The sequence below is a fragment of the Enterococcus canis NBRC 100695 genome, from assembly GCF_001544375.1.
In the GTDB taxonomy this organism is placed as follows: domain Bacteria; phylum Bacillota; class Bacilli; order Lactobacillales; family Enterococcaceae; genus Enterococcus_H; species Enterococcus_H canis.
Map to the genome: position 1 here is coordinate 431,571 of NZ_BCQJ01000001.1, position 11,731 is coordinate 443,301.

The window sequence follows — 11,731 nt, forward strand, 5'->3', positions numbered from 1 at the left end:
CCTCGACTACAATCAATGAGAGGTGAAAAAGAATGAGCGGCTTACGTTTAGCAGTAGCAAGTATCAAACAACATAAAACAAGCTCCCTCCTTTGGCTGGGCTTTTTTATCATGAGCTTGTTCCTCTCTTGTTCTTTCATCAACTTGAACCAATTAACCGCCAAGGATCAGTCTGCCCTACAAACGAAATGGCGCTTGATCCAGCAAGTAGAACCGGAAGCCCAAAGTAGCTCTTTGCATCAAGCCCTTACCGTTACGAACCGTCTGGAAAACTTTTACGCTACCAGCTTTAATCTCGTATTACTGGGATGCGGCTTTTTCTTCTTCGTGCTATTTCTCTTTTGGCTACGTACTAGAAAAAGTGAATTATTAGGCTGGTATTTCTTTGGACTTTCGACTAAGACTATTGTCAAAATCATTTTTTTACAGCTAGCATTACCGCTGGGTGCTGCTATTCTGATCTCGCTTTTACTCATTTTGTTTGCTCAAGGTACTTACAATTTGCTCTTGTCATGGGGCAATAACCATATCCAAACCATGCTAGGTAACTTTCCTAGTACGTTGGTCATTGAGAGCCACTCCCTCACCAGCGAAGGGCTCTTACCCTTTGATTTACATAGTTTCTTTCAAGTGAATCACAGCCTAGATAGTGCTACTTTGCTAGAAACTCTAGGAAAAGCAATCGTCTTTCACTTGATGATTCTTGTCCCTGTCAGTTCACTCGTTGCATTCGTTTATTGTCGTCGTCTTAAAAATGGAGGTTACTGATTATGGCCTATTTTCAAAAACAATCTGTTGAAACACTCTGGTCCACCCACAAAATTACAGCAGTCTTGGAAGAACCTGCTGCTATTCGCCAGGATATTCAACTACTGATCAATCAAAAAAGTGAAGATGAACGCATCTTTATTTCAAATAGCATCCCGCTCGTCATGCATGTTCCTGTTAAAGACATTCTTTTACTAGCCACTGGCTTAAAGGAAAAGCAGTTAAAAACAGAATTAGCCGACGTCTTTACTGAACTTGAGTTGCCGCTAGCAATCTTACAGCTCCCGTTAGACGAGCTTTCAATGCTGGAACGACTCAAGATCCAATTACTAAAATCCTTATTGCTCTCAAAGAAACAAATCATCCTAGACGATATTTTCGAAAGTCTAACAATCCGCGAACGTCAGGAATTTTTACCATTACTGAAACAACTGAGTCAAAACTATGATCTGCGTTTTGTCCTATTAACTAGCGATCAACGGATTCGCGAAAGCCACTATATTGATCAACTATTAGTTGCTTAAAAAAACCTTCAAGAGAAATGATCTTTCGTTTCTCCTGAAGGTTTTTGTTTGGTCTTATTTGACTAGTTCAAAACATTTGAGCCATTGAATCTTGGTGTCTTTCCTTGATAGTCTTAGAATTCTTTATCACGCCATGCATCCTTAATACCATGTCGTACTGCTAAACGAATAATCCAATACAAAGCAAATGGGACTAATACATAAAGAAGCAAGCTAAAGCCCATATAAAAATTCATCATAATTGACGCCTCCATTATCCTAATCTGAGTAACTAATCGTTATAGTTAGTTTACCTCGATACTATGCTGGGAGCAATCAAATCTACTGTTATGAAATTTTTTTGGTACTCGCCTTTTTATCGGGTTCTTTACTTCCGCCCCATGAGTACTCTCCAACCTTCAAATCTAATGTATTCCGCCTTTCCGTGAAATGAGTAAGAAGGATAACGAGAATCCGCGTTTATCATAGACATCTGTCAAACCAATATCGTAGTCAAATTCCTTCAATTTCGTTATTTTCAGGTTATTTTGAACAATGCTAGTCACAATATTCGCCATCGTATGGGAAAAACTAGTAAATTCTTTAGAGGCATAAGTTTCAGACATATAGCTCATGCCTTCATCTTCAATCCAAGGCTCTGTCCTAAAATAGGAATAGCTTACTCGATTCAGATTTTTACCATCAAAATCTTCTTCACCTGGCAAAGGTAGCATATTCATAAAAGGATGGAAGTCGTGCAGAAGCATCACGCCGTCAGCTTTTAAACATGCCGCAACTTTTGCAAAAAGAGCCTCTAAATCCTGAAACCAGGTGATTGCCCCAATAGTAAAGAAAATGAAATCAAACTGTTGATGGTAGGAATCGGGGATATCTAAAATATTTTCGGCAACAAAGTCGCAGTTAACAATGTTCGCTTTTGCAGCAGTCACTTTGGCCTGTTCTAAAATGTTCTCCGCAATATCAAAACCAACGCCGCGCCTTGCGCCTAGTGACATTAAAGATAGCAGCTCTCGACCATTATTGCAGCAAAACTGTGCAATCGTTTTTCCTTTAAAATCAATTTTTTTCAATTCTTTGGCGACATTTTCGTCAAAAAAGGCAACTCTTCCGTCAGTATGCGTCGATAATTATCCTCGCCCCAATTTTTATGACGATGTTCAAAGGCCTCTTCCCAAGCTAGTCTATTCCCCTCAATATAATCCATTTTCATCTCCTTATTTATAACTTGAAACGCTACTTCTTCAAAATGAAATTCATGGAAATCTTGGCATACTCTCCAGAGGTAATAACCTTAATTTCTCCAGGGTATTGTGCTTCGATTTCCTTTATTCGTGGTGTAACTGTTGGTGCCAGCATAATCATGCCAATTTTTTCCTGATTCAAAATGGCTTCAAGCTCAATCGGTTTAGCCGCCCGCCATTCATACATGGGATACATTTTGCTAAGATTGGCAAGAAAATCTCTTGTACCATAATCTTTTGCTTCTTGCCCCCATTCAGTATTACCAGATGGGGTATAGCTACTAACAAGAAATACTGCTTTTTTCATGAGTGTTTCCTCCTCTTTGATTGGTTCTGTCTCAGCTTTGATCAACGTATCAATCGTAACTTGGAAGAATTCAGACAGTCCTAACAAATACTCAATCGTAGGTTGGCTGACACCACGTTCCCACTTTGAAATAGTTTGGCGGCTGATATGCAATTCATTAGCCAAGTCATTCTGACTCAAGCGATGTAGCTGGCGATAGTATTTAATATTTGCTCCAACAGACGTCATCTGCACTGTCCCTCCTTCCAATTCCACTGTAACCGCAATCAATTTATCAAGTAAAGAACTTCTCATGATTTTGCTGTAACTTATTCGTAGCAACCTATTGGTAGCAAGGTTTTAACCGGTTAATAATCAAAAAAATAAATCAGTGAGTTACCCCTCTTTTCTACTTATCGTAATTTGCATTTAAGCTGTAATCCTCGATAAGTCTGAAAAAAATAGCCACAAGACTTTGGAATATTTGCGTACTAATAGGTGTATCTCATAAATCACGCACTGTTCATTGCTGATGCGCAGAAAAGGGGACTGGCAACTTGTACTTTTGAATCAACCAAATCGCTAGCGCCACCTGCACGACACTGATCAACATAAAAACAAGCTGAATTGGAAAAACAGCTGCCATTAATAGCCACTGCGCTATAATCCATATTCCGGTAATCCCCCCCATAAAAGCAGATAAATAAGCGCCTATGCTTCGTTTCTTCCCAAGCAAAATGCTACTGATTACATTCCCACCAAAGATCACTACCAGTAAAAAGATTCCTGGGATAAGAAACGTTTTAAAAGGAGCATGAACCAATAAATCGGTGCTTACGCCCATGCTTTCGGCTCCTCCGGGAATTAAAGCAGCACTAGCACCAAATGCACCAAAAATTGCCATGACTAAATCAAAAATCAACAAACGTTTCATTCTTTTCGCTCCTTTTTCAAACTATTACTTAAACTCTCAATTTTACCGCTATAGAGGTGGGACTTCATTTTGAATAGTTCTGCCATCATACAACTTTAAAAAAATGAAGCCTATACTCCGCTACATTGGCTTTAAATTCCTATTTAGTCGGTTTACCATCCATGTAAGGCGACTTTGTTGTCCTTTTGTTGTTTTCGCATCAAAGTAAGCACGAGCGTATGTTTTTTTTACCGAGGGTGACATCTTACAAAAATTTGTATAAGCCGGCTCATATTTAATTAGAGTTTCAGTAAGTGCTACTACTTGTTCTGCTGTTATCTCCGCCTCCTGTTCAAGATCCCATTGCCCATTTTCTTTTGCTTCAGAAATTTTTTGGCGTCCAAAATCCGTCATCAGGGCCCGTTCTTCCAATCTTTGAACCAGTTTTTTATTCTTTTCAGACCATTTGCTATTTTTTCTGCGTTGGCTAAAATATTTTTTGTAGGTTGTTTCACTGATTTTTTTCATCTGCCCATCAATCCAGCCATAACAAAGTGCCTCTTCCAAAGCTTCTGACGCTTTTAGTGTCTTAGGACCGCCCTTTTTGCCAAATAGTAGCCAAACACCCTCACCTGTTTCACAATTTTCAACCAACCACTGTCGAAAGTCTTCACGCTGAGAAAACGTCAATTCCCCGTCCATATCGTCACCCACATTCCCTTTTCGTATAATAAATTGGAAACAATCTATATATAAATTATACCTGAGGAAAGCTTCTTAACGGTAGTGAGAGCCTACTTTACCCGTAACTTATTTGTCGCACGTCTTTATGCAACTTGTTAAGTAAAGCTCTCTACGTAAAAATAGCGAGAAAGCGCCTTTTAGCTTGTTCGTAAATAAAAAAACAAAGGCGTTTTCCCGCTATTAATGACATCAAATTCAATTCCTATTCATAGTTAAAAGTACTATCATACGCTCACAGTTTCATTTCAACGTTGCTTTTCCTCTAACACTTAGATTGAATAATAGCCTGAATCCAAGTACAAGTATCGCTATACCACAAAAGATTACGAGAAATTGAATCTCCACCTTATCTGCTAGTGGTCCAAAAAATGCCATTCCCAGTGGCATAAACCCATTGTACATAATGCCAAATAGACTAAAGACTCGCCCAAGTTTGTCCTCGGGCACATTTTCTTGCAACAATGTTGTGGCGGAAGACTGCACTATGGGAATAAAAAAGCTGATCATAAACATTAAGGCAGCAAATAGCCAAAATTTATCTACAAAACCCAACATCACTGAAAATAGGCCATAACAAATTAAGCCTAAGGCCATTGTCTTTTGTCGCGTTTTAAAGCCGCCCCACATACCCAGTATCAGTCCGCCAACCACCATACCAGCAAATCCCGCCATTTCATTGACACTTAAATACATATAACTATCACCAAAAATGCGTTCAATCATTAAAACAGAAAGAAAACCAGATGGTGTACAGAGAAAAATGAAGGTACCAAACGCTAACAGTGTCTGCCTCACTAAACTGTTCTTTGCCGCATAGCTCACGCCACTTTTCATATCGCTAAAGAAACTAACTTTTTCCTTTGATGGTTCCAGTTTTTTATAAGGAATAACGACAAACAACAAAATCAGTAGACCTATTATGGCTGTCAGTACATCTAGTAACAAAATCACATAGAAGGGCGCCAAATATAAAATAGCGCCAGCTACGGCCGGTGCGGCAAACTGGACAATAGCTAACATACTGCTATTAATTCCGTTATAGCGTATTAAATGTTCTTCCGGCACGATTTGTGGAATTACAGCACTGACCGCGGGTGTTTGAATACCTGATCCAAGCGAGCGCAGCATGGATACGACTAAAAGCCAAGGTAATAGATCAGCTGTTCTGCCAATTAAAATGGCCATTGCTAGCATAAACGTAACGACCGCAATGAAACTATCGGCTAAAATAATCAGCTTTTTCCTCGCATAGCGATCTGCCAAGACACCACCGAAGAAAGAAACAATCAACTGCGGCAAGGTTCCGCTTAAAGAGAGTAGCGTAATCCAGAGACCCGAGGATGTGTCCAGTGCAACTTGCCAAATAATCGCCATTTGAACAATGGAGGAACCAAACAGCGTAATTGCCTGACTACTAATAAATAGCACTGTATTTTTTTGCCACGCTGGATTTGTCAGCGTGCTTGCTTGTTTTTTCATTGAGAATGCCTCCCTTATTTTTCGTGTAACACTAGGTTAACATCAAAAAATAAGGTGGTGGTATACTGGAGGGTTGCTTTCTTTTTAGCGTAATTCACGTAAAATGACTAACATTTTTTTCGTATCCGCTAATGCTAAAGTAAGCGACGTTAGGTAACGGTCCGCAACAGAGATGATGTCTTCATTTTCCTCTGGCGTGTCAATGACGGCGCGCAAATTGATGTTACCCTGCTCTAATTGTGTAAGCATACGCCGGATAGCCATTTGTGAGTAGTTTGCATGGCGTAAAACAGCAATAATTTTCAATCGGTCCAACTCTACTACGCCATACTTTCTTCGATTTCCTTTGCGGGGAATTTCAATCAAGCCATTACGTTCCCAATCCCGCAGGACATCTATACTCACACCAATTTGAATCGCCGCTTCCCTTCTGCTTATTGTATCGCCCTCAAAGACAGTATCTGCTTTATGTGGATCAGCTAGAATCGCTTCTGTTAAGGTTATCGCCTCTAGTGCTTTTTGAATTTCCTCCTTAATTTGTGTTTGATAATTCTCGGTTTTTTCTATGGCATGAGAAAAGTTACCATTAGCTGCTGTTTTTACAATATCAATAGCGCTTTTCCGCAAATTACTACTGAGAATTTCTGCCTGAAAAGCAAGTCGAATTAGCTTTACTTGTAAGAGATGCGTCTCACCAAAAACACGATAACCGTTTGCCAGACGCGGAATTGACGGTAACAGTCCCTGCTCCTCATAAAAGCGAATCGTATTAGGATGTACGCCAATAGCTGCCGCCACCTCGGCCGTTCGATAAGTATTTATTGACATCATGAACCTCCTCCCACAAAGTCACTAGCTTTCAGCTTGATTCTCCTTGATCTTTTTTAGATATTTGCTACCTTCTCTAGTAGCCAGCTTGCTTAAATCATTTTTGGCAATAAAATCCGTCACATAGAATGGATCTGTTTTACTATACTCTCGTAATGACCAGCCAATCGCTTTTTGGATGAAAAATTCAGCAGTCGTTCGGTCATTTAAGATAGCTTGCTCCAATAATGCCAAATTTGTCGCTGCTTTACTTTGCAGTTGAAGATTGATACTAATCCTTCTGAACCAAAAATCTTCAGCTTGAAAAAACCAATTAAAGACTTCAGGTAGCTTATCAGGGTAAGCTTTGACATAGTCGTTAAATCCTTTACGCCAAGCATCAATACTATCCCACCATTCTTTCTTTGCTACCAAGGGCAGATAGCTTTTCAACTCAGATAGCTCTAAGCGCAAAACATTTTTATTAAACAAATCAATTGCTAAATATTGGTATTCTCGCTCACTCTGTTGATAATAATGAAAAACTTCCTCCCGCAATTTGGCCCCTGTCCAGCCTCGACTTTCTTTCATGAGTTCTTTTGCAAGTTGAGCTCGAATAGGTTTTGGAATACCCAAAAAAGGAAATTGGTCTTTCATGTATTTCGACATGGGAACGGCTTGGCTAGGGTTAGCTTCAAAAATTAATCGCGACATAAAATTCTCCTCTTGAAAACTACTTTTTTGATAAGAAAGGCTTTGCGCATCCAAACACGAATATGCCACTATAAGGCATTTCCCCCATATGAAAACGCTGTATTATCCTTATAATTTACAATAACCGATCACCTTTTAGGCGACCGGTTAAAGCACAGTATCTGACTCAATGTCCTTTTCTCTTTTGCAGTCTTTTTTCTTGCTTCAATTGAAAGCGACGTTGAGCTTCTTCCTGTTTTTGTGCCTTTGATGCCTCTTTGCGTTGCATTCTTTTGATTTCGATGGATTTTTGCATCGCTACCTGCGCTTTAGTGGCATAAATTGGTTGATTTTTCTCTTTATTCACTAGGCGCTGCAACCGCTTAGGATTGATACGATGCTCATTTACTTGTTTACTCGCCATTGAAATACTAGGAACTTCCGCCATTTCGGCCAAAAGTTGTGTGTTTACAAAGGTAAGTACTTCCGTATCTTTGGGTTCGGGACCAAAAATGTGTTTTAGCACTTTTATTTTCCCGTCTTCATCATCCTCTACCAATCCGCACCAAAAGCTGCCATCAAAGAAAATTGTTAATTTCATGATGACCCCTCCTTTTCAAAGATTGCAATGGACGACCTGGAGGGAAGGTTACTGACGCGTTTGCGCTCTCGGACTACCAACCGAGACGTGTTTTTATGCACCTTCATTGTAGGAGATAACTTTTGCATCGTCAAATTACTGACTAGTTCGTTGCATTTTTAAATCTTTTTAAAGTGGGCCAAATTCCATTGGTACGTAAAAAAGCCTCACAAATTGAAATTCGTGAGGCCTGACTGCTTATAATTCGACATCAGGAAAAGTTAAGGTAAAGGTCGTGCCTTCTCCCAACTCACTAGTAACTGAGATTTTTCCTTTATGCAATTTAACTAATTGTTGTACGATAGCGAGTCCCAGTCCCGACTCACCTTTAGTATTTTTCCGGGATGGGTCAGCTTTATAATACCGATCCCAAATATTCGTAACTTGTTCTTTGCTCATGCCAATGCCGCTATCAGCGACGGTGACAATTGTTTCCAAATAGCCTTTTTCAATTTTTACGTGGATTGTGCCGTTTTCAGTAAACTGAATTGCATTTTGAACCAGGTTGGTCATGATTTGAATAAAGCGATCATAGTCAGCAAAAACTTCAACAGGTTCTGCCGTTTCTAAAATCAATTGATCCCCTGCGGCATCCGCCTTACCCCGCAAGCGTTCCAATACTTCCGTCAAGGCTTTGGTTCCATTGAATTTTTTGATAATCATGGAAATTTGATTGGTCCGAATCTTTTCATAATCGAGGTTTTCATTGACCAAACGAATCAAGCGCGAGGTTTCGGTTTGCATCAAATGAATAGCGTGATCTTGCTGGTCTTCAGGAATCGCATGGTAGCTTAACCCCTCCAGCAATCCATTGATAGTAGTCAAAGGCGTGCGCATTTCATGAGAGGCATCGGCCATAAACTGGCGCCTCCGCTCCTCCTGTCGCTCAATTTCCTCTTGAGATTCCTTTAAAGAAACCGCCATTTTATTGAAATCTTCCGCCAAATCATCAAATTCGTCGCGATCTTGTACCTCAATGTGGACATCAAAATTCCCCTTAGCAATCTGATTTGTAGCTTGCCGAATGCGGTTAATTCGCCGAACTTGAAATTGCGCATAAAAGTAGCTAATTACTACGGCAATCACGCTGGAAATTAGAAAGCTCTTTAACAAATTAGAGGTCATTGGGCGCAAGCTTTCATCAATATTCGATGCGGGTTGACTGACTACTAACGCACCATAAAATTCACTAGTCGCCTCTTGTTTTGAGGATAAGAGAAAATAAGGGACGATTACAAACGAAGTCGTTTCCTTCTGCTTTAAAAAGTTTTCAGAAGAAGTATAAGTCTGTTGCTCCCCGTTTTTCAATGCTTCCCATTGCGTCTTAGTAATGTTCATTTGATCAAAGGTCAGCGTAACATTTGGATACGCTACTTTTTGATCCTTGTCCACAAAGAACAAATTGACCGCTTGATTCCCCAATAATTGTTCCGTCGTCTGTAAAGCATAGGTAAATTGCTGATCTTGCGAAAGCTGCGGCAAATATTCTGACAAGTTCTGCGTGTTGCGGCGAATCGCCTCCGCATACCCTAACAGCTGCTGATAGTTACTCTTTTCCAGACTAGAACGGTTCAGCTGTGTAAAGGAAACCCCCACGATTAACACAATAGTAATGATCACGACCCAAAATGCCAACAGCTGTTGATACAAATATTTCATTAGGCAACACCGGAATCATCAAACTTATACCCTACGCCCCAAACGGTTTGAATAACTTGTGGCCCGACTTTTTCGATTTTTTGGCGCAATTTTTTAATATGTGCATCCACAGTCCGTTCATCACCAAAGTACTGGTAATCCCAAACGAGTTCTAGCAGCTGCTCCCGTGAGAAGACTTGTCGTGGTTTATTCGCTAAAGTATGCAACAAATCGAATTCTTTCGGTGTCAGTCCTTCAATTTGTTTGCCATCCAAATAGGCTTCCCGTGTTTTCGTATTCATTTTGAAGTGATCCGTCACTACGTCAAAATCGGCATCGCTAGCTTGGTGATCCACTTGCTTGTCACTGATTTCCGCCCGGCGATGGAGAGCTTTCATACGGGCAATCAAGGTCAATGGACTGAAGGGTTTCGTTACATAGTCATCTGCTCCTAATTCCAGACCAATGACTTGATCACTTTCTGAGTCCCGTGCAGTTAGCATGATAATTGGTACGGTTGTCGATACCTTACGCATCTCGCGGCAGACGGCCATGCCATCCATTGTTGGCAAATTAAGATCCAGGGTTACCATGTCCCATTTATCCGGATTCGTTAGAAAAATATCCAATCCTTCTTTGCCATCATAAGCGAAAGTGGCATCCCATCCTTCATTTAGAAAGAACATTTGCATCATTTCAGATACGGATTCATTGTCTTCAATCATTAAAATATTCATCATCTTCACCTCTTGCTTTATCGAATGCCCGGACTTTTTTCTCCGTGACATAAAAAATCGGAATTATGGGAAATACGAGTAATAACATCTCAATCAAAAAGAAATTCGTGTGACCGGTAGCTTTCAGCCAATAGCCGATACCCGTCATCAAAAGCCCCATCAGCAAAAACATTCGACCGCTGATTTTTTGAGCATAGTGCCAATTTTCATCATTTTTTTCCGCATAATATGAGCGGTAGCCGTAAATTAGATTGACCTTTTTAGAGGGAAACAGTGTAAACACGAGTCCCACTGCTGCCAATACTATCCCTGTATAAAAAAACACCATTATTCTTCGCCCCTTCCCCCTTAGTATACTCTAAAACCCCCATTGCTCCAATCAATTCCAATTTTCTTCAAAAAAGCTTTCATGAAAGTTCACGAATAGTAAATAATTGTGCTAAATCGGGGATTGTCCTATCATGAAAGGGATAGGAGGAATGATGATGACAATCCATTCATTAGTATTTTTCGATTTAGATGGTACCTTACTTAACGAACGCTCAGAAATCACCCCAGAGGTAAAAGCTGCTCTAACTCAATTACGAGAAAACGGGCATATTCCCTTTATTGCCACGGGTAGACCGCCTGTAGAAATCAAAAAATTTATGGCGGAAACTGAGATTGATTCTTTGATTGCCATGAACGGTCAATATGGACAAATCAACGGCCAGCAAATTTTCAGTCATACCATACCGGATGATCTGATTTTGAAATTGTATCATACCGCCCATAGCCAAGGACATGAGCTGGCTTACTTGAATACCTTAGCACGCTGGATTTCGGCAGAAACGCCCGCGGCAATCAATGCCTTTCGCTTTGTAAATGAAGCCCCGCCAGCTGTTGATCCACTGATTTTTCAAAATGAACCAATCAATATGCTGCTGGTCTTAGGTGAAGGTGGCGATGACTATTATCCAACACAATTTCCAGAACTGGCCTTTTACCGCAACACACCCTACTCCATGGATGTCGTACCTAAAGGGCAGGATAAAGGAACTGGCGTTAAGGAGCTGATCCAACGACTCAAACTAACCGGTATTCCAACCTTTGCCTTTGGCGACGGCCCTAACGACTTGGCGCTCTTTGATGCGGTGGATACCAAAATTGCCATGGGGAACGCCCGCGAGGAATTAAAGGTCAAGGCCGATTTTATTACAACTGACCATTCCTCAGATGGCATTGTTCGAGGCTTGCGGCACTACCAATTGATTGATTAGGAG

General features: G+C 40.5%; 16 protein-coding genes. 3 read left to right on the top strand and 13 right to left on the bottom strand.

Annotated features, from left to right (window positions below; genetic code table 11):
• Positions 1–32 precede the first annotated feature (32 nt).
• Together ECA01S_RS02180 and ECA01S_RS02185 are read left to right on the top strand one after the other, a co-directional pair.
• Positions 33–767 carry an FtsX-like permease family protein gene (locus tag ECA01S_RS02180; protein WP_067390384.1) on the top strand — a complete coding sequence of 245 codons (735 nt, stop codon included), beginning with the start codon at positions 33–35 and terminating at the stop codon, positions 765–767.
• Positions 768–769: 2 nt separating this feature from the next.
• Positions 770–1,291: a hypothetical protein gene (locus ECA01S_RS02185; RefSeq protein WP_067390387.1), complete on the top strand. Its 522-nt coding sequence runs from the start codon at positions 770–772 to the stop codon at positions 1,289–1,291.
• 113 nt (positions 1,292–1,404) lie between these two features.
• On the opposite strand, the gene ECA01S_RS14295 is transcribed toward ECA01S_RS02185, so the two are convergent.
• The 13 genes from ECA01S_RS14295 to ECA01S_RS02240 form a co-directional block, all read right to left on the bottom strand.
• Positions 1,405–1,545, bottom strand: a complete 141-nt coding sequence (locus ECA01S_RS14295; protein WP_169792745.1) for a hypothetical protein — start codon at positions 1,543–1,545, stop codon at positions 1,405–1,407.
• A gap of 150 nt (positions 1,546–1,695) precedes the next feature.
• Positions 1,696–2,361 (bottom strand): class I SAM-dependent methyltransferase, encoded by a 666-nt coding sequence (locus tag ECA01S_RS02190; RefSeq protein ID WP_245631186.1) that lies wholly within the window; start codon positions 2,359–2,361, stop codon positions 1,696–1,698.
• Entirely contained in the window at positions 2,358–2,495 is a 138-nt protein-coding gene (locus ECA01S_RS14525) for a hypothetical protein (RefSeq protein ID WP_245631187.1), read from the bottom strand. The genes ECA01S_RS02190 and ECA01S_RS14525 overlap by 4 nt, the downstream gene beginning before the upstream one ends.
• Positions 2,496–2,524: 29 nt before the next feature.
• Positions 2,525–3,067, bottom strand: coding sequence for a helix-turn-helix domain-containing protein (locus tag ECA01S_RS02195; protein WP_067390390.1), 543 nt, complete (start codon positions 3,065–3,067; stop codon positions 2,525–2,527).
• A 274-nt stretch (positions 3,068–3,341) separates the two neighbouring features.
• Positions 3,342–3,752, bottom strand: a complete 411-nt coding sequence (locus ECA01S_RS02200; RefSeq protein ID WP_067390392.1) for a hypothetical protein — start codon at positions 3,750–3,752, stop codon at positions 3,342–3,344.
• A gap of 120 nt (positions 3,753–3,872) precedes the next feature.
• Complete coding sequence (locus tag ECA01S_RS02205) at positions 3,873–4,433, bottom strand: YdeI/OmpD-associated family protein (protein ID WP_067390395.1); 561 nt, start codon at positions 4,431–4,433, stop codon at positions 3,873–3,875.
• Positions 4,434–4,715: 282 nt separating this feature from the next.
• The gene (locus ECA01S_RS02210; protein WP_067390398.1) at positions 4,716–5,954 is read right to left on the bottom strand and encodes an MFS transporter; all 1,239 of its coding nucleotides are present in this window, start codon (positions 5,952–5,954) and stop codon (positions 4,716–4,718) included.
• Positions 5,955–6,038: 84 nt separating this feature from the next.
• Positions 6,039–6,785: a MerR family transcriptional regulator gene (locus ECA01S_RS02215; protein ID WP_211271999.1), complete on the bottom strand. Its 747-nt coding sequence runs from the start codon at positions 6,783–6,785 to the stop codon at positions 6,039–6,041.
• 21 nt (positions 6,786–6,806) lie between these two features.
• Complete coding sequence (locus tag ECA01S_RS02220; RefSeq protein ID WP_067390402.1) at positions 6,807–7,475, bottom strand: DNA alkylation repair protein; 669 nt, start codon at positions 7,473–7,475, stop codon at positions 6,807–6,809.
• A gap of 166 nt (positions 7,476–7,641) precedes the next feature.
• On the bottom strand, positions 7,642–8,055 hold the full coding sequence (locus tag ECA01S_RS02225; RefSeq protein ID WP_067390405.1) for a YjdF family protein: 414 nt from the start codon (positions 8,053–8,055) through the stop codon (positions 7,642–7,644).
• 237 nt (positions 8,056–8,292) lie between these two features.
• Positions 8,293–9,753 (bottom strand): ATP-binding protein, encoded by a 1,461-nt coding sequence (locus ECA01S_RS02230; RefSeq protein WP_067390407.1) that lies wholly within the window; start codon positions 9,751–9,753, stop codon positions 8,293–8,295.
• Complete coding sequence (locus ECA01S_RS02235; RefSeq protein WP_067390410.1) at positions 9,753–10,469, bottom strand: winged helix-turn-helix domain-containing protein; 717 nt, start codon at positions 10,467–10,469, stop codon at positions 9,753–9,755. The genes ECA01S_RS02230 and ECA01S_RS02235 overlap by 1 nt, the downstream gene beginning before the upstream one ends.
• On the bottom strand, positions 10,450–10,797 hold the full coding sequence (locus ECA01S_RS02240; RefSeq protein ID WP_067390413.1) for an SdpI family protein: 348 nt from the start codon (positions 10,795–10,797) through the stop codon (positions 10,450–10,452). Before ECA01S_RS02240 ends, ECA01S_RS02235 begins: the two co-directional genes overlap by 20 nt.
• Positions 10,798–10,954: 157 nt before the next feature.
• Between ECA01S_RS02240 and ECA01S_RS02245 the strand changes: the two genes are divergently transcribed.
• Positions 10,955–11,728 carry a Cof-type HAD-IIB family hydrolase gene (locus tag ECA01S_RS02245; RefSeq protein WP_067390417.1) on the top strand — a complete coding sequence of 258 codons (774 nt, stop codon included), beginning with the start codon at positions 10,955–10,957 and terminating at the stop codon, positions 11,726–11,728.
• Positions 11,729–11,731 lie beyond the last annotated feature (3 nt).

Coding starts and splice junctions, on each gene's coding strand:
- ECA01S_RS02180 (WP_067390384.1), top strand. CDS start 33: ATGAGCGGCTTACGTTTAGCAGTAGCAAGTATCAAACAACATAAAACA.
- ECA01S_RS02185 (WP_067390387.1), top strand. CDS start 770: ATGGCCTATTTTCAAAAACAATCTGTTGAAACACTCTGGTCCACCCAC.
- ECA01S_RS14295 (WP_169792745.1), bottom strand. CDS start 1,545: ATGGAGGCGTCAATTATGATGAATTTTTATATGGGCTTTAGCTTGCTT.
- ECA01S_RS14525 (WP_245631187.1), bottom strand. CDS start 2,495: ATGGATTATATTGAGGGGAATAGACTAGCTTGGGAAGAGGCCTTTGAA.
- ECA01S_RS02195 (WP_067390390.1), bottom strand. CDS start 3,067: ATGACGTCTGTTGGAGCAAATATTAAATACTATCGCCAGCTACATCGC.
- ECA01S_RS02200 (WP_067390392.1), bottom strand. CDS start 3,752: ATGAAACGTTTGTTGATTTTTGATTTAGTCATGGCAATTTTTGGTGCA.
- ECA01S_RS02205 (WP_067390395.1), bottom strand. CDS start 4,433: ATGGACGGGGAATTGACGTTTTCTCAGCGTGAAGACTTTCGACAGTGG.
- ECA01S_RS02210 (WP_067390398.1), bottom strand. CDS start 5,954: ATGAAAAAACAAGCAAGCACGCTGACAAATCCAGCGTGGCAAAAAAAT.
- ECA01S_RS02215 (WP_211271999.1), bottom strand. CDS start 6,785: ATGATGTCAATAAATACTTATCGAACGGCCGAGGTGGCGGCAGCTATT.
- ECA01S_RS02220 (WP_067390402.1), bottom strand. CDS start 7,475: ATGTCGCGATTAATTTTTGAAGCTAACCCTAGCCAAGCCGTTCCCATG.
- ECA01S_RS02225 (WP_067390405.1), bottom strand. CDS start 8,055: ATGAAATTAACAATTTTCTTTGATGGCAGCTTTTGGTGCGGATTGGTA.
- ECA01S_RS02230 (WP_067390407.1), bottom strand. CDS start 9,753: ATGAAATATTTGTATCAACAGCTGTTGGCATTTTGGGTCGTGATCATT.
- ECA01S_RS02235 (WP_067390410.1), bottom strand. CDS start 10,469: ATGAATATTTTAATGATTGAAGACAATGAATCCGTATCTGAAATGATG.
- ECA01S_RS02240 (WP_067390413.1), bottom strand. CDS start 10,797: ATGGTGTTTTTTTATACAGGGATAGTATTGGCAGCAGTGGGACTCGTG.
- ECA01S_RS02245 (WP_067390417.1), top strand. CDS start 10,955: ATGACAATCCATTCATTAGTATTTTTCGATTTAGATGGTACCTTACTT.